This is a genomic window from Streptomyces sp. NPDC046931 (assembly GCF_040644655.1).
Taxonomy (GTDB): Bacteria; Actinomycetota; Actinomycetes; order Streptomycetales; family Streptomycetaceae; genus Streptomyces.
Window position 1 is genome coordinate 19462 of the sequence record NZ_JBEYWX010000019.1, and the last position, 16377, is coordinate 35838.

Annotated in this window: 14 protein-coding genes and 3 pseudogenes; 7 read left to right on the forward strand and 10 right to left on the reverse strand. The window is 68.7% G+C overall.

The genetic code is table 11. The features are described 5' to 3' along the window. Positions 1-191: 191 nt before the first annotated feature. Positions 192-692 (reverse strand): hypothetical protein, encoded by a 501-nt coding sequence (locus ABZ876_RS27755; protein ID WP_361786776.1) that lies wholly within the window; start codon positions 690-692, stop codon positions 192-194. Positions 693-1504: 812 nt separating this feature from the next. Here ABZ876_RS27755 and ABZ876_RS27760 point away from each other — a divergent pair. Both ABZ876_RS27760 and ABZ876_RS27765 read left to right on the forward strand, forming a co-directional pair. Continuing rightward, positions 1505-2143, forward strand: a complete 639-nt coding sequence (locus tag ABZ876_RS27760; protein ID WP_361786779.1) for a hypothetical protein — start codon at positions 1505-1507, stop codon at positions 2141-2143. 85 nt (positions 2144-2228) lie between these two features. After that, positions 2229-2837 (forward strand): hypothetical protein, encoded by a 609-nt coding sequence (locus tag ABZ876_RS27765; protein WP_361786782.1) that lies wholly within the window; start codon positions 2229-2231, stop codon positions 2835-2837. A 130-nt stretch (positions 2838-2967) separates the two neighbouring features. On the opposite strand, the pseudogene ABZ876_RS27770 reads toward ABZ876_RS27765, so the two are convergent. Beyond that, a pseudogene (locus ABZ876_RS27770) lies at positions 2968-3121 on the reverse strand (transposase); the annotation flags it as partial. A gap of 298 nt (positions 3122-3419) precedes the next feature. Here ABZ876_RS27770 and ABZ876_RS27775 point away from each other — a divergent pair. Then, positions 3420-3521 (forward strand): annotated as a pseudogene (locus tag ABZ876_RS27775) (LysR family transcriptional regulator); the annotation flags it as partial. Between the two features lie 211 nt (positions 3522-3732). Continuing rightward, positions 3733-4092, forward strand: coding sequence for a hypothetical protein (locus tag ABZ876_RS27780; RefSeq protein ID WP_361786785.1), 360 nt, complete (start codon positions 3733-3735; stop codon positions 4090-4092). Here the strand turns inward: ABZ876_RS27780 and ABZ876_RS27785 are convergent. Next, positions 4056-4601: pseudogene (locus tag ABZ876_RS27785) on the reverse strand (transposase); the annotation flags it as partial. The gene ABZ876_RS27780 and the pseudogene ABZ876_RS27785 overlap by 37 nt on opposite strands. A 1010-nt stretch (positions 4602-5611) precedes the next feature. Beyond that, positions 5612-6130, reverse strand: coding sequence for an RICIN domain-containing protein (locus tag ABZ876_RS27790; RefSeq protein WP_361786788.1), 519 nt, complete (start codon positions 6128-6130; stop codon positions 5612-5614). A 927-nt stretch (positions 6131-7057) separates the two neighbouring features. Between ABZ876_RS27790 and ABZ876_RS27795 the strand changes: the two genes are divergently transcribed. Next, entirely contained in the window at positions 7058-10435 is a 3378-nt protein-coding gene (locus tag ABZ876_RS27795; RefSeq protein ID WP_361787069.1) for a lectin, read from the forward strand. A 470-nt stretch (positions 10436-10905) separates the two neighbouring features. On the opposite strand, the gene ABZ876_RS27800 is transcribed toward ABZ876_RS27795, so the two are convergent. The 4 genes from ABZ876_RS27800 to ABZ876_RS27815 all read right to left on the reverse strand — a co-directional run bounded on the left by ABZ876_RS27800 (position 10906) and on the right by ABZ876_RS27815 (position 13780). Then, on the reverse strand, positions 10906-12030 hold the full coding sequence (locus tag ABZ876_RS27800; RefSeq protein ID WP_361786791.1) for a S8 family peptidase: 1125 nt from the start codon (positions 12028-12030) through the stop codon (positions 10906-10908). Between the two features lie 235 nt (positions 12031-12265). Then, positions 12266-12424: a hypothetical protein gene (locus tag ABZ876_RS27805; RefSeq protein ID WP_361786794.1), complete on the reverse strand. Its 159-nt coding sequence runs from the start codon at positions 12422-12424 to the stop codon at positions 12266-12268. A 47-nt stretch (positions 12425-12471) separates the two neighbouring features. Further along, entirely contained in the window at positions 12472-12846 is a 375-nt protein-coding gene (locus tag ABZ876_RS27810; protein WP_361786797.1) for a VOC family protein, read from the reverse strand. A gap of 535 nt (positions 12847-13381) precedes the next feature. Continuing rightward, complete coding sequence (locus ABZ876_RS27815) at positions 13382-13780, reverse strand: VOC family protein (RefSeq protein WP_361786800.1); 399 nt, start codon at positions 13778-13780, stop codon at positions 13382-13384. 348 nt (positions 13781-14128) lie between these two features. On the opposite strand from ABZ876_RS27815, the gene ABZ876_RS27820 reads away from it, so the two are divergent. Then, the gene (locus ABZ876_RS27820) at positions 14129-14407 is read left to right on the forward strand and encodes a hypothetical protein (RefSeq protein WP_361786803.1); all 279 of its coding nucleotides are present in this window, start codon (positions 14129-14131) and stop codon (positions 14405-14407) included. A gap of 403 nt (positions 14408-14810) precedes the next feature. On the opposite strand, the gene ABZ876_RS27825 is transcribed toward ABZ876_RS27820, so the two are convergent. Further along, positions 14811-15161, reverse strand: a complete 351-nt coding sequence (locus tag ABZ876_RS27825; protein ID WP_361786806.1) for a hypothetical protein — start codon at positions 15159-15161, stop codon at positions 14811-14813. Positions 15162-15613: 452 nt separating this feature from the next. Next, complete coding sequence (locus ABZ876_RS27830) at positions 15614-16132, reverse strand: helix-turn-helix domain-containing protein (protein WP_361786809.1); 519 nt, start codon at positions 16130-16132, stop codon at positions 15614-15616. Between ABZ876_RS27830 and ABZ876_RS27835 the strand changes: the two genes are divergently transcribed. Continuing rightward, the gene (locus tag ABZ876_RS27835) at positions 16127-16276 is read left to right on the forward strand and encodes a hypothetical protein (protein WP_361786812.1); all 150 of its coding nucleotides are present in this window, start codon (positions 16127-16129) and stop codon (positions 16274-16276) included. The genes ABZ876_RS27830 and ABZ876_RS27835 overlap by 6 nt on opposite strands. Positions 16277-16377: the final 101 nt, after the last annotated feature.

The window sequence follows — 16377 nt, forward strand, 5'->3', positions numbered from 1 at the left end:
ATGAAAGCAAGGACTGGGACGGAGAGTGGGCGGCCGTTTCGCACTGTGTCGCGACGCCACCACCCCCTCCCATGGCACGACGTACGCGCAAACCGTCTTGATCTTGTCGAAGTCGGCCTCACTTGAGTACAAATCGGACGCCACCCGACTACGCCGAGCCCTGGACGCCTGGGCCCCTGGGCGCCTGGTCCTCAGGCGGGGCGTTTGGCCATGACGACCAGACCCGGCCCGCTTTGCTCATCTGCAGGGAGCCGAAGTTCGGCGACCGGGCGCAGTTCAGCCTGCTCGACCAGCTCCACGAGCTGTTCCGGCCGCCACTTGTGCGTCGTCCAACGAACGGGTACACCTCCGTAGGCCTCGGTGCGCACCGCGTCTTCGTCGCCGACATGTGTTGCGGTGATGAAGTGCCCGCCCGGCTTCAGGGCGCGCGCGAACAGGACGAGAACCTGAGACCAGCTGCCTCCAGCCTCGGAGGCCAGCATGACCGTGGTGAGCCGGTGGTAGCCAAGAGCCTCTGCGACGACCGTGGCGGGCATCTCCGGCACGTGCTGCCGGATCGCGGCGGTGCGGCCGGCCGTGGTGGGAATGCCGATGTCGTTGAGGAGGGCCGCAAGGATGTCGGGGTGGAGCGGCTGCCCGGCTCGGCGGCCTGGGAACAGCCAGCGGGAGGCATGCTCGGTCGCGGTGTTCATGCTTGTCCCGGCTGTCGATCCAGCGGAACAGCGGTTCCGCGAGCGGTTCGGGCATCGGGGACGGGCGTTCACCGAGCCGGAGAAGGGCCTGCTGGTCGGCGTGGACGATGTCGTCCAGCGTGAGGCGGACGACACGGCTGAGCGGCTGGGCGTAAAGCAGGACGTTGCTTCTGGTCCGCGGCATGTCTGCGGGCGGCCGGTGCGATTGGCTTCTTCTCGGCGCGGGCTCGTAGCCGCGGCAGCACTTCCCAGGTGGCGAACCGACGGATGGCCTGAGCGTGGTCGGAGCCGGAGATGCGGGCGAGGTGCCCCATGAGCCATCGTTCGAACGAGCAGATCCGATTGTCCTCGATGTCGCCTCGGCCGAGCCAGCTACGGGGGGAGTGTCACCGAGCCGTCGCCTGGCGAGCCGGAGCAGTCCTCCCGTCTGGACATCCGGGCAGTGCAACACGGTGCGGATGCTCGGGACCTTCCTGACCGAGGACCTCACGGCGGTCCCAGCCACGGTAGCGCGGTCCGTCGCCGAGCAACTCGGCATCGATGACGAATACTTTCCGGGAAGTCGGCCGAGCGGGCGTAGACGGGCTCCACCTGCTTTATCCGGGCGACGTTCTCCGCCGTGAGCGCTATGACCAGAACGGGCTTGCCTGACAGTCGTTCATCTATGCGATCAGCATGAGCGGTGAGCCTGCCGGCGAAGCCTGATGCTGCCGGAAAGGGATGTGCACAAAGAGACAGTGGAAAGCACTGCTGCCGCTTCCGTACGGTGATCATCTACCCCTTGTCCAGGGGGACGACCACGGGGAGGAAGCATGCAGAAGATACGCGTGGCGGCCGTCGGTGCCGTGGCGGCCGGTCTGCTCGCCAGCGCCGCGCCGGCGAACGCGGTGCAGGATCAGCCCCCGCAGCAGACGCAGTCGGCTCAGGCCAAGGCCTTCACGAAGCTAAAGGTGCTCAAGGAGTTCGACTACTCCCACAGCAAGAAGTACCAGCTTCCGCTGCGCCTGGGCGAGTACTACCGCAACAAGAAGGGCAAGATGGTCGGCTTCGGCTGGACCAAGATCAAGAAGAAGCACAACATCACCAAGTACGGCATCGTCGGCTGGCTGGCCAAGTCGCCCAACATCGACCACCTCAAGGGCCCCCGCTACAACCTGACCGGCTGGGCCCACCACGTCAAATGCTCCGGCAGCCGCTGCAAGATCGTCGACCGGCGCAAGATGCTGCTGGCCACCGACGAGACGATGACCCCCACCGGCGGGCGCGGCCGGTTCGCCTTCTTCGGCGCGGTCACCGCCTTCTGCGTGGGCACCGAGAAGTGCCCGACCTGGGTGAACACCAAGTTCAAGCCGCGCATGACGGCCCTGAACACCGCCGCCTCCGGCGACCAGTACGTGTTCTCCTACAAGCCGCTGAAGGTCAGCAAGGGCCACCTCGTCCCGGCTGCCTGAGCACACGTCAGCAGGTCAGTAGCATGGATGCCGCCTCGGAAGACCTGCCGGGGCGGCATCCGCACGAGACGCAAGGGGGTGCATCATGGCGGCCCGCGGAAAACGGCGCCGGACGCGCACGGTGACGGTCGGTTCCTACGGCCCGCCCTCCGCGAGCCAACCGAGCGAACAGCCCGCCGCCGACGACTCGACGGCGGCCTTCCTCCTCAGAGTCTCCCACCTCGTCTTCCGCGCCGGGACACAAGGCATCGAGCTGCGCCGCATGGACGTGGCCACGCGCACCTTCGAGTTCCGCGACACCCAGACCTCCCGCCGGCGCGGCGCCACCAGCGACGGCCGCGCCATCGCGGCCGAGGAGACAGAACACGTCGGCCAGTACTGGATGCCGGACGCCGCATCCCCGGGCTGGGCCCACCTGGCATGGCTCATCCGGGACCTCGCCTCACTGCCGACCCACCGCGAGTACGGTCCCGAGGGCGGCCCCGAACTGGTCGGCCTCCAGGCCTTCGGACCGGACTGGGTCGATGTGCTTCTCGCACACCGTGAGGGCCAGTGGCGGGTACGGATCCGGCTGGAAGGACGCGACGAGCCCCTGCGGTTCCCGGCGATGGCCCTCGGCGAGCTGTTCGGCGAAGGCGGCCACCGGCACGACGCGGAGCCGGATGAACCCGATCTCATCCGCGACATCCTCTGACAACGGCTACTGAGCTTGCCGGCGTGATCTCGCGGGCGCTGACAAGCTGCGGTTCGCGGCAGGCCGGTCGCATGAGGTATCCGCACGGGGGCGGGCTGATCGGCTTCCAGGTGCCCTGCCGCTGCCGGCACCGGAACAGGCCGTAGACCCGGTCCCACGGCCCGTACTGTCCGGGCAGCATCCCGCCACGGAGCACCCGTCCGGGTCGGCCACCGTATGCCATCGATAAACTGCCGAGGCGTCCACACCGGCGGCCACCCCGGCTTCCTACCCAGCGGCAGCAACGGCTCAAGCCGCGCCCAGGGGCTACTGGTTGGATCACCACGCCCCACAACTGCGCGCCGCACCGGCCGCGGTCGCCGCGCGGCCCCGCGCGTGTTCAAGCACGTCGCCCCCGGGCCGCGCCGAGGTAGGCCGGTTTCGGGGACTTTTCCTCGAGGGCACACGCAGCCTGCCGTAGTCCGGTCCACACAGCCTGAGCCGTTCGGCAGCCGGCGCCCGGAAACGGCTCGCGCCGCACGGACCGCCGCCTCGACGTGCCACTCCCGGAAACGGACCGGCGATAGGAGTTAACGTGACTTAGTGGAGATGTTCCATTTGCACTATTTAGTGGCGGTTGCCGGGGACCGGAACTTCTCGGCGGCGGCCCGCCGACTGCACATGGCCACCTCGCCACTGAGCCGCGTGGCAAGCCCGTCTCCCGTAAGCAGCAGTGTGGCGAGCACGTCCAAACCCAAGGTTACGGACCCGGTGAAGGTACGGCCTGCCATCAAGGCGCAGGCGGGCACGGGGTCGTACTACGGCAAGACCCAGACCGAGGTCGCCGTGGCCGGAGGTCTCCGGCTCGGTTGAGATCAGCCTCTACGAGGGCGATTCGCGCTCCGGCGGCTACGAGATGATCTCCGGGCACTGGCTCACCGGTACGGGGCAGGTCGTGGTGCCCACGCGCTTCCTGGAGAGGACCAGCACCAAGATCGGTGACACGGTGCGGGTGACCTACGAGAAGGACACCGCGAACCTGCGGATCGTGGGCGAGTCCTTCGACACCTCGGGCAACGAGCTGGAGATCCACGCGGACATGGCCAACTTCCCGTCGGCCGAGCCCAGTACCTTCCTCATCGAGGTGAAGTCCGGCGTCTGCGCCGAGGAGTACGCCCAGAAGCTCGCCGCAGTCGTACAGCCGCTGGGCGGCGACGCCGCAACCAACGCCCCTTCGAATCAGGGGGGCACGCCCGAGGGTGTGCGATGCCTCTGACCTGGGAAGAACCGTCGATCACGTGGTATGTGGTGGCAGATGAGGGTGCAGGCGATGCCGATGAAGGCCAGGAGATGGACAGCCTTGCGTTCATAGCGGCGGTGCAGGCGGCGGCATCCGGCGAGCCAGGCCATCGTGCGTTCGATGGTCCGACGATGCCGCCCCAGCCGCTTGGAGGAGTCGATGCCTTTGCGGGCGGTGCGGTGCCGGATGCCGCGCCGGAGTAACCATCGGCGCAGGTGGTCGTAGTCGTAGCCCTTGTCGGCGTGGAGCTTGGCGGGCCTTCGCCGGCGCGGTCCGCGGCGGGAGCGGATGGGCGGGATGCCGCGCACGAGCGGTTCGAGGGCCCTGTCCAGATCACCTCGGGGACCGAGTTCGTCCGGGACCAGCCGGTGCAGCTTCGCCCACACCCGGCCCTTGGACCATTCCATGAAACGGCGATGAGCGGTGGCTCCGGACGGGCCGAAGACCCGCGGGACCTGCACCCATGTGCATCCCGTGGTCGCCACGTGCCGTAGTGTCGGCCCTGCGGGTGTCGTACTCGTCGACGCCGACCACCCGCGGCGCCAACACCTCTGCCTCGGGCAGAGCGTCGACCAGCGCCACATCGTTCTCCGGCTCACGGACACGCCGAGGACGGCAGCCGGCCGGGACCCGGCCCGTCCGGGCCGAGCTCAGCCGCTCGGTGCGTCGGCCATGGCCACGGGTGAGGCCGGCAGCCGCTCCACGAAATTCCGGCGGGAGCACATGGTGCTCCGGCGCCGGAACCGCCGAACTCGCAACTGGAGAACAACGCTTCGACCTCCGCTCGGCGCGTCAGCGGGAAACCGCAGGCAGGGGCTGTGAACCCGGCTCGAGGGCTGATGGTGCGGTTGCGTGGAACTGCAAGTACTCGATGGTCGCGCCGCCAGGGTGCCGCACCGTCAGGTTGCGGCCCGCTGGCTCTCGTTGGGGCCGTCGAGGATCTCCCCGCCGTGTTGCTCGATGATGTGCAAGACCTGGTCGATGGGCTCGACGATCCTGGTGGCGTGGGTGCCTCGGTAAGGGGCGACGGCTTCGTACGAACCTGCCAGAAGCAGATAGCCGCCAACGCTCGCGAGGTCCAGGCCGCGATAGGTGAACCGACGGCGAGAGTGCCTGCAGCCCGAACGGCCTGGACGTGCCCAGATCGACGCTGTCCAATCATCGGCGGATCCTGCGAGAAGCCGGAATTATTCGGACTCGGCAGGTCGGAAAGGCACGTCTGATGACTCTGCGTCGCACCGATCTCGACGCCCGCTTCGGGGCTCCTTGCCGCCGTGCCGGCCGACGACAGGCGATGAGTGCTGCAGTCGTCGGCGCGGTCAGGACGGGACCGCCCGCTGCGGACGCGGTCGCGCTGAAGGCCCGGCGCGGACGCCCACGCAGAGGACTTGCCCGTTCCCGCGCATGGCCGTCCGCATCGCCTGAGCAAGCCTGACCGATGCGCGACGGCCGTGCGCACCGGCAATGGCGCGCACGGCCGTGGCCGGCTGGGGCGTCAGCCGATGAACGTGAACCTCTGGTAGGCCAGCGCGTTGTACCCGAACGCGCGCAGACCGAAGTCGAGGCTGTCGTCGATCACGCGGCCGGTGTTCTGATTCTTCAACGTCTTCGTGCCGTCGGACTGGTAGATGATCGTCCACCGCTGGTACGAAAGGTAGTTGCAGCCGAACGCCCTCAGGCCGTAGTCCGTGCTGTCGTCGATGCAGCGGCCGGTGTTCTGGTTCTGGATGACCCAAGTGCCGTCGGTCTGCTTGTACCAGTTGAAATTCTGGTAGTTGAGGCCGTTACAGGTGAAAGCACGCAGACCGTAGGCCCAGGAGTCGTCCACGCAACGACCGGTGTTCTGGTTCTGGAGCGCGTAGTAGTAGATCTGGCCGTCGGCGATGGCCGGACCCTTGGGCTTGGGTGCCACCGCGTGCGCGGCCGTGGTACCGGTCAGTAGCAGCGCCGCTGTAGCGAACACGGCTGCCGCCGATCTCGCGGTGCGGGTGGCAAGGGCGGTACGCAGGCGCATGATGGTCCTCCCGTTGGTGATGACCCGCTTGGTCCAGGGCAGGCATGGGTGTGCGTCCGTGTGCTGTGGTTCGGGCATCGCCCAGCCCCGTTCTGCCTCGCACACGCTATGAGGAAGGCATGAACACCTCAATCCGATGTGCGCAGCACGATCCGATATGGCCGGTTCCGTACGGGCTGATCGCCGCGGGCGAATTGCACGCCCGCTCCGAGAACCGCCTGCTTCGCGGGTGCAGGACGACCGCGGCCACGATGGGCCGGGCGCGACCTGCTCCACGGCGTCGCTGGCACCCCTGACGTGGGCGGCACGATGCTCGGCGTGGTACAGCTCCGGGATCGCGGCGTAGTCGTAGAGCCGGTCGGGAAGCATGCAGGTGCTCGTCCCCACCGCCGGGGGTGCGGTGGTCGGCCTCTACCGCCCCGGCCCGGCCGCAGTGCCGGCTCGTTGGGCTGCAGTGCTTCCTCATGTTCCTCGGGGCCAGGGGACGTTCGCGGCCGTCGGCTACCCGACCGGCGCGAACGTCGCCGCTCCCGCGCCAGATCAGCCGGTAAGGAGACCGGGAAGCACGGGATCGTCGTCGAAATGTTTTCCTACCGCAGAAGCGCAATCGGAAGCCCGAGATCGTTGAGCACACCACGGGGTCGCGGTCGCGCGCGCCGGGGTGGCCGGCTGTGAACTTGGCGTTCCGAATGTCCTGTTGGCCTCGTTGACATGCCGTAGCACACACGTTTCACTCGACACTCGTGCATGGCAACGTTGTCAGGACGCCGGAGCGACCGGCATCGTTGCCAGTCGCTGGCGTACCCCGACTTTGGGCGCGTCAGCACCTCATGTGCGAAGCGCGAACCGCTGCGGAGGCAACCGATGGTCCGACCCCGACGTTCAGCTGCGCCACGTAACCGAAAGAGACTGAGCCAACGCTTGGCCGTGATCTCCGTCCTGGGCATGGCCGCACTCCCTCTTCCGGCGATCGGAGGCGCCTATGCCACGAGCGCCGCGACGCCGGCCTTCGTGAAAGATCCCGCGTCCCTCGTCAACCCCGTCATCGGCACCTCCGGTGCGGTGGACACCTTCCCCGGCCCCGACATGCCGTCCGGCATGGTGCAGTGGGGCCCCGACACGACGCCCGACCGCCCCTCGGGCGGTGGCTACGAGTACAACGACCACAAGCTGTCCGGCTTCAGCCTCACCCACGTCTCGGGGCCCGGCTGCGACGTCGCGGGCGACCTGCCCATCCTGCCGGTGACCGGCGCGCTGTCAGGCGACCTCGGCAACACGTCTGTCGGCTTCAGCCACGACGACGAGCAGGCGGGCATCGGGTACTACGAGGTGACCGACGCGAACGGGGTCAGGACCCAACTGACCGACACCACCCGCGCCGGGCTCGGGACCTTCACCTTCCCCGCGGGCCGGCAGGCGAACCTGCTGTTCAAGCTCAGCGGGGGCGCCACGCGGGTGGACGGGACCCGCGTCCGGGTAGTGAACAACAAGGAGATCAGCGGCGCGATCGACAGCGGTCACTTCTGCGGTGCGAGCAACAGGTACACGCTGCACTTCGACATCAAGTTCGACCAGCCGTTCACCGCGAGCGGCACCTGGGTTGGCAGCACCATCAACCCCGGCGCGACGTCACTGAAGGAGGGCAAGGCCCGGCAGCCCCTGCAGCGGCACCCGTCAAAACCGCTCAAGGAGAAGCACTTCACCGTTCCCGCGGCGCCGTCCCCCACCGTGCACGGGAGCGGCAACACGTCCTCCGGCACGCCGTCCCCGGCACCGAGCGCCGGCGCTGCGCCCCGGGCGTCCGCCGCGGACAGGACCGCGGCGGGCAAGGCGGCGAGCAAGGCCGTCCAGCCCCCCACGACCGGTGCGAACGGGATGTACCTGACCTTCGACACCTCCTCGAACCCGACGGTGAGTGCGAAGGCAGGCATCTCCTACACGAATGACGCGGGCGCGGCGGACAACCTCGACACCGAGATCAAGAATTGGAACTTCGACGCCGTCCAGCAGGCGAACCACGACGCGTGGAACGCGGTGCTGGACAAGATCCAGGTCGGCGGTGGCTCCTCGGACCAGCAGGTGCGGTTCTACACCGCGCTCTACCACGCGCTGCTGCACCCGAACGTCTTCTCGGACGACAACCGCCAATACATGGGCATGGACAACCAGATCCACAAGCTGGCCAAGGGGCAGCAGGCCCAGTACGCCAACTACTCGGGCTGGGACACCTACCGCTCCCAGACCCAGCTGATGGCGATGGTCGAGCCCAAGATCACCAGCGACGTGGTCACCTCGATGCTCAATGGCTACGATCAGACGGGGCTGCTGCCCAAGTGGGCTTCGAACAACGGCGAGAGCTATGTGATGGTCGGTGATCCGGCCGCCGGCATCATCGCCGGCGCGTACGCCTTCGGCGCCCGGGGCTTCGACACGGACAAGGCGCTCGCCGCCTTGCAGCACGAGGCCACCGTCCCGAACAACGACCGCCCCGGCGAGTCGGTGCGAGACACGAAAGGCTATCTCCCGCTGGACCAGAACGACTACGGCTGCTGCAACTTCTACGGCCCGGTCTCCACACAGCTGGAGTACGATTCCGCTGATTACGCCCTCGCCGCCTTCGCGAAGTCGCTGGGCAACACGGCCGTCTACAAGAAGTTCGCCACCCGCGCCCAGGACTGGATGAACGTCTTCAACCCGCAGACCGGCTACATGCAGGGCAAGAACAAGGACGGCCAGTTCGCAGGCGGCTTCACCCCGGGCACTTCCAACGGCTTCGTGGAGGGTACCTCCGCCCAATACACGCCGATGGTCCCGTTCAACCTTCAGCAGCTGATCCAGGCGCGCGGCGGTGCCAATGCGTACTCGTCCTTCCTGGACAGCCTGCTCGACAACATCACGAACCCCGGCAACACCAACGCCAACCTGAGCAACGAGCCCAGCGTGGAGATCCCCTGGGAGTACAACTACGCAGGCCGGCCGTGGAAGACCCAGGCGGCCGTCCGCGAGGCCCAGCAGAAGCTGTACTTCAACGCTCCGGTCGGCTCGTTCGGCAACGACGACCTCGGAGCGATGAGCTCCTGGTACGTCTGGTCCGAGCTCGGAATGTACCCGGAGACCCCGGGCACGGACACCCTCGCGCTCGGCAGTCCGGCGTTCCCGGTGGCCAAGGTGACCTTCGGCAACGGCAAGACGGTGCAGATCAACGCGCCGCAGGCCGCGCCCGACGCGCCGTATGTGCAGTCGCTCGACGTCAAGGGCAAGGAGTGGAAGACCTCCTGGCTGACGTACCGACAGTTCGAGCGCGCCGGCACGGTCGACTTCATGCTCGGCACCGAGCCCAACACGTCGTGGGCGTCCGACCCGTCAGCAGTACCCCCGTCGGACACCACGGGCGGCGACCGGGTGCTGGCCGCGACCGGTCCAGTCAGCGACGGCCTGGTGCTCCAGCCGGGCGTGTCCGGTGAAGGCACGCTCGACCTGACGAACCTCGGCAGCAAGGCCGTCACCGTCGACTGGAAAGCGACGGCGCCCTCCGGCGTCACGCTGGACACGGAGTCCGGCTCGGTGACCGTGCCCGCCTCCGGCAGCGCCGAAGCGAAGGTCCACGTGACGGCGGGCGCGGACGAGGGAACGTACCCGGTCACCTTCGCGCTGACCGACCACGGCACCGGGGCGGCGCTGAGCGGCGCGACCCTCCGCGTGGCCGTGGCCAAGGCCGGTGCGCTGTGGCCGTACGACACCAACGAGGGCGTCTACCCGGACGGCATGCGCTTCTCGGGTGGCTTCGACGGCGGCGGCTGGGCGTTCTCGCGGAACGCACTGTCCGCCGTCGGCGTCACGAGCGGCTCCACCGTCACGGTCGACGGCATCTCCTACATCTGGCCGGCGGTGACGTCCGGTCAGCTGGACAACGTGGAGATGGCCGGTCAGACCATCCTGATGCCGACCGGCACGTCGGGTTCGTCGCTGGGCCTGCTGGGCACGGCGAGCAACGCGCCGACCGACGGCAGCGGCGTCTCGGGCATGATGACCGTCACCTACACCGATGGCACCACCACCCAGGCGACGGTCGGCTTCTCGGACTGGACGCTCAACGCCGGGTCGAGCAAGCCGCTCCCGGGTGACACCACGGCCGTCACGACGGCATACCGCAACACCGGGAGCGGGGGCCGGGACAACGTGAAAACCTTCGTCTTCGCCACGAAGGTCCCGCTCGACGCGTCCAAGCAGGTGGCGTCGATCACGCTGCCGGTGACGGGCTCGACGGGCACCGACCACCTCTTCGCCTACGGCTTCGGCCAATGAGGCACGGCAGGCGCTGACGACAGCGGGCCGGTTCCCGGGCGTGAGCCCGGGGGCGGCCCGCCGGGCGGGGCCCCCGGCGGGCCGCCGACACCGGCACGAACCGCCCGCCGTTGCCCCGTGCAGACTGCCGCTCTCGACGTCGACGCCGTCCAGGGAGTCTCAAGCGCGCCATCTGCCGACGGGTCTTCCAAGGTTCCCGAGCACCGGGGCAATGACTGCCTTCGCGCCGGCGCCACCACCCCGTTCGTGGCACTGGAGGTGACCACCGGCAAGGTCGTCGGCCCCCTCCATCGCCGTCATGAGGTCTGCCGGCTCAATGAGTTCCCGGCCAAGCCGGACAGGGACGGGCCATGCCCGACAGAGTCCGAAGCGCGCTCAAACACCGGCCGCACAAGAGGACGGCTATCGCGCCACCCGGGACCGTGCGCGCTTCGGAGGTGTTCCGCCGGGCAGCCGGCGGTGTCGGCAGGTCAGAGGCCGCCGGTGTTGAGCAGCCGGTTGGGAGTGTCGGAGCGGACGCCGCGCACGACGCCGCGGGTGGCCGTGTGGTCGAGCCAGACGTGGACCTCGTTGGCCGTGGCGTGGGGGTGTGCCGACAGGTACAGCGCGATCACACCGGTCGCATGCGGCGCGGCCCAGGATGTCGCGCCGTCGTTCTCCGTGGTAGTGCCGCCGCCGGCGAGGGCCGCGGTCACCTTCTGGCCGGGGGCGTACAGGTCCACGCACCGTCCGTAGCCCGATCCGTAGGAGCCACCGTCGCTCCACACGCGGTCGTTCGAGGTGGAGGCCGCCACGACGATCGTGCCGGGGACGCCGGCCGGGGAGTGCTTGCAGGCGTCGTCATGGAAGTTGCCCGCCGACACCACCGTGGGGATCCCCGCGTCGACCATCTTCTTCACGGCGGACTCCAGGGCCGCCGACCGGTGGTCGAGGTTGAGCGACATGTTCACCACCGCAGGCTTCTGCGCGTGCGCGGTGACCCACTTGACCGACTTCACCAAGGCCGCCTCGGCCGCCGCCGCGGAGCCACCGCCCTCGCTCTCGCACACAATGCCCTGGACCCGTACGAGCTCCGCCTTGGGCGCAACCCCGTACCTCGCCCCGCCGATAATGCCCGCGACGAACGTGCCGTGGCCGGTCCCCGCCTCGCTGAAGCAGTCACCGGAGTCCTTCGGGCCCACGAAGTCGGCGCCGAGGTGGGCGCGTCCGCCGAACTCCTTGTGAGCGATGTCCATCCCGGTGTCGATCACGTAGACGTGAACGCCCTTGCCCGTGGCGGTGGTGGTGAACTTCCCGTTCAGCGGCCTCGACCGCTGATCCAGAATGTCCAGGTTCCACGGCACGTGCCGGGTGATGGGCGACGCCGCGGTCTGAGCGACTCCGGACAACGTCCCCACGGTGCCGAGAGACGTCGGCGCGGAGCCGGAGGGCGCCCCGTCCCCGGAGGACGCCACGGACTCCCCCTTCCCGTGTCCGGGGAGCTTCCCGCCGCTCCCCCCGGCCGCCGCGCCGGCATCCCCGCCGCAGGCCGAGGCCCCGAGCACCGTCGCCATGGCCACCACCATGAGACCGACCTTCGTCACGTTCCGCGTCACAGCGTCCCCCGCACTCCTGCTTCCTACACAATCAGCGCACAAGACGACCACAGGGGGCGAGCGGTTCCAGCGGAGCGTGCGGGCGGGTCGGTTGACGCGCTCGACGAGATCTCGGGACTCGACTCCGGGATGACAAGGAAACCGTCGAGCGGATCCACCGCCAAGCCGACGACCGTCTCCCGGAAGGCCTCCCGCGGCACGACCGCCACCTCGCCGGGCAGGCCGAGGCAGACGGTCACGCCAGCGGGACCAGGGAGGTATAGACGACCTCATGGCCAGCGAACCCCATGCGCGTGTGGCCCGGGCCCGGGCCCGCGACGTCGACGCACTGGTGTTGGCCGTGGCGCTGGGCCGCGCCCGGCTGGTCGAACACGGAGTCGAAGTCCCCGTCCACCGGCTGATCCGGACGCTGTCTCAGCGGCTGCGGCAGGCCGGGTGGACTCAGTGGAGACAGAGGCAGAACGGATGGCCGGCCGGGTCCGCGTAGACCCGCCAGTTGGCCTCCGGCCGGAGCTGATCCGTCCGCTCCAGCACGGACGCACCAAGGGTGAGCGCCCGCTTCTCCTCCCCGTCGAGGTCGTCCACGTCGAAGTCCAGGTGGAGCTGTTGCGGGCGCTCCTGGCCGGGCCATTCGGGCGGTCGGTAGCCGTCCACCCGCTGGCAGGCCAGCGGCGTCCCCTCGAACCCGTGCACCTCGACCCAGTCGGGATCCTCCGGGTCCGCGACCACCCGGCCGCCGAGCAGATCCGCGTAGAACTCCGCGAGCCGTACCGGATCGGCGCAGTCCAGCGCGACCGCCTGCAGTTTTCGAATCACTTCCGACACCCCTCGTTCTCCGGCCGCCTTCGGCTGCTTACGCAACGGCCCCGTACGGAAGGGGTCGTACCCGCCGCCGCGGCGGGCATACGCGGCGGTACGCCGGACCGCCGCCGGGCTTCACCCGAAATTCGCCCCTGTTCCTGCCTGCGAGATCAACAAGCAGGACGAAGACTGCCAACAGAGTGGAATGCCCTGCTCTCCGGCTCCACTGCGCAGTCGCCTTCGCCGCCCAGGACGGCTGCGACCCGATCCCACCGGCCACCGTTCTCGCCTCTTGGAACTGCCATGCATTCGCATACTGCCCGGCGCGCCGGACCTGACCTTCTACGATCTGCTGGCGCCCCAGCTGTTCGGTGGCGAGCCCGGGCCTTGCGGACAGCGCTGTCATGATGGCGGTGTTCATGGAAGCCGCCCGGGCGCAGGCAGGGTGCCAGCCGACCGGCACTTGGGGGTGACCCTCCTTGGTCTTCGCCGACTGTGCAGATCGTCCGAGGCCGCCGCAATCGGACGGGCCGGCTCGAAGGGGCTCGGGTCAGGCAGGTATGGGGGTCAGGAAGATCCAGACGTGGCCGAACGGGTCTCGGAGCATGGACTGCCGGGCGCCGTAGGGCATGTCGGTCGGAGGCGAGAGAAGGTCGGCGCCGGCGGCCAGGGCCTGCGCGGTCAGGCCGTCCACATCAGGCACATAGACATGCAGGGCAACGGACGCACCGACCGCGCCGGGTGGCGAGAAAGGGGCGTCGGCGTCACCGAGCATGAGGGCGGAGCCATGAAGGCTGATCTCGGCGTGCACGATGCGCCCGTCATCGCCTTCGAGCCGGAAGTACTCCGACGCTCCGAACGCGGTGGCGTAGAACTTGATCGCCTCGGCGGCGCCGTCGACCATGATGTGTGGGATGACCGCGTACTTGTACTGCTCGGGGATCTCCATGCGCCTCACGGTAGGGCTGCATTGATCAGCTGGACATCGTGCGGAAGTCTCGTCGTGTCTCTTACGAGAGATGTAGGACCAGCGGCGGTCCTTGGTTGTCAGGGGTCGTAGGCGGTCAGGGAGCGCATGACGGGCTGTCCGGTGTGGTCGTTGTGCCAGATGGCGGACGTCTGAGAGGTCCTTGACATCGGCCCACGGCAGGTCAGGCATCACGCCATGCTGTCCTGCACCTCGCGGCAACCGAGGCGAGCGCGTGAACAAGTGCACGACCGCGAAGGGCGGACCGTGCCGGAACCCCCTGTCCGGCGCCTCCGGCGGCTCCTCGGCCGCATCTGACCAACGCCTCGGGTGGTCTCGCAGTACTACCAGGACATCACCGATCACGACTACGCGGCCGCTTGGGCGCTCGGCGGCTCGAACATCGCCGGGACGACCTATGACCGGTGGGTGGCCGGATTCGGCACCACCCAGAGCATCGCCCTGGGCACCGTCAACGAATTCGGAGCCTCCCGCGTCCACGCCGTCCTGTATGCCTCCCAGACCGACGGCACGGTCAAGACGTATGCCGGCGACTACACCGTGGCCGACGGTGTCCTCGTCGGCGCCTCGATCCGCCGGACCAGCTGACGTCAGGGGGTACTCGTGCCGTCAGGGTCCGCTTAGGGCGAGACCGAGTTCTCGCGGTAGGCCGGCCTTCGGCTTGTGATCTGCAGCGCTGTACTGCTCTGACGCTCGGCACTGCCGGGGGCCTCCGATCGGCCCCGGCGCCTTCCGGGGTCGGGCGACCGTTGCCGACAGGCAACGACTGTCGTCCGGACGGCCTACGTGACGCTGAGGGCGTAGAGCTGCGCCCGGATGCCTTCCCCCTGGTCGATGTCGAGCGATGTTGCAATCTTCCGTCACCGACGAGGACCGCGGTGGCCAACAATCTCTGAGCAAAACAGTCAACCCACTTTGAGCACAGACCGCTCACCAGCGATCTTCCCAGCGCCTGTGGCCGTCCATCGCCGGATTTCACAAGAGATGGCTTCTACTGCCCCGCCTCCGTCTCGAAGTGCAGAGAGATGGACTGCAGGACGTCCGCGGCGGAGACATCAGCGTGTCCCTCGTCATGGATCTCGGCGAGCTGTACGAAGGCGAGCGCGAACGCGGATGCGATGTGCGCGATGGCCGGGCCGAGCTCGCGGCTTACCGCGGTCGCGACCTCCCGGGCACTCGCGTCAGCGGGAACCTGGATACGGGGCAGCATCTCCTCGAGCAACGCGGAGACCGCTTCGCTCTGCGGCACATCACCGTCGCCGCTCGCGCGGGCCTGACGTCGCATCTCCAGAGCCTCGGTCAGGATGCCGACGACTCGCTGCATGATCTCTCGCTGCTCCATACGGGCACGGTACGCCGCGGCGGCGACAGAATGTGATCACCGATACGAAGTACCGCCCGCCCCTATGAGCTCGACGGGTAGGAGGACGGGCGGAATCCTACGACGCGACCGTCCCGCTTCACGCGCCGTCCGACGGCCGCCTTGTCGACGCCGTCACCGCCGGACTCGCCCTGCCGTGGAGCCCTGACGTGGTCGAAGGCCACGCGAATCGGATCAAAACTCACAAGAGAGCAATGTACGGCCAAGCCGCATTCGAACTCCTGCGGCCCCGCATCCTTGCCTGGCCCTGACGCGGGGCCCCCGCACCCTGGCCCTGACAGGCGATACCGTGCGCGCGCCCACGGGGTGGCGACGCTGCACCAGGCCGGTGCACAACCCAACAGCGACGTCCTGGGGTGCCGCGCCGCGATCACACACCCGTTCCGGGGCGGAATCGGCAACCACCGCACGGTCTACGGGGCTTGCACCGGGCCGGATTGGTCCCAGCCGGGGATCAGCTCCTCCCGATGGACATCCTCGGCGTGGACCCGCTCGCCGCAGGTCTCGCATACCGTGTGAGTGACGAGTTCGTGCTCCCGGTGAAGGATCCGGCCGGGCGGCGCGGTGACGGCCCAGCGGTCGCCCCAGCCGATGAGCTCGCGGGTGATGCCCCCCAGGTCGCGCCCCGCCTCCGTCAGGTAGTAGCCGCTGTAGCGTGCGTCGTCCGGCAGCGGGCGCCGTTCGAGGACGCCGCTCTCCACCAGCGCCTTCAGGCGCGCCGCCAGGCGGTCCGTGGGGGCGCCGGTGTTCCTGGCGATCTGCCGGAACCGGTGGTTGCCGAGCATGATCTCCCGGATCGCCGGCAGGGCCCATCGGTCGCCGACGGTCTGCAGGGCGGCGGAGAGGGAGTACCGAAGCTGGCCGCCCGGGAGGCCGGACCGCTGCCCGACCTCCTCGGCTGGGCGCTGGCCCGGATCGCCGAGATCATGCACCGCCGATTCGGCGTCGAGTACACCTGGCCGGGCTACCTGCTGCTACCCCGCATCGGCTGGAGCGTGCAGGTCCCATCCCGTAAGCGACCGAGCGGGACAAGACGAAGATCGCCGCCTGGAAGGGCGAGCAGTGGCCCGTCGTGAAGAGAGGGCAGCGGACTTGGACGCCTGGCTCTGCTTCGAGGAAGCCGGCCAGGACCTGAGGCCGCCCAAGGGCCGTACCTGGGGCCCCCGGGCCACACCCC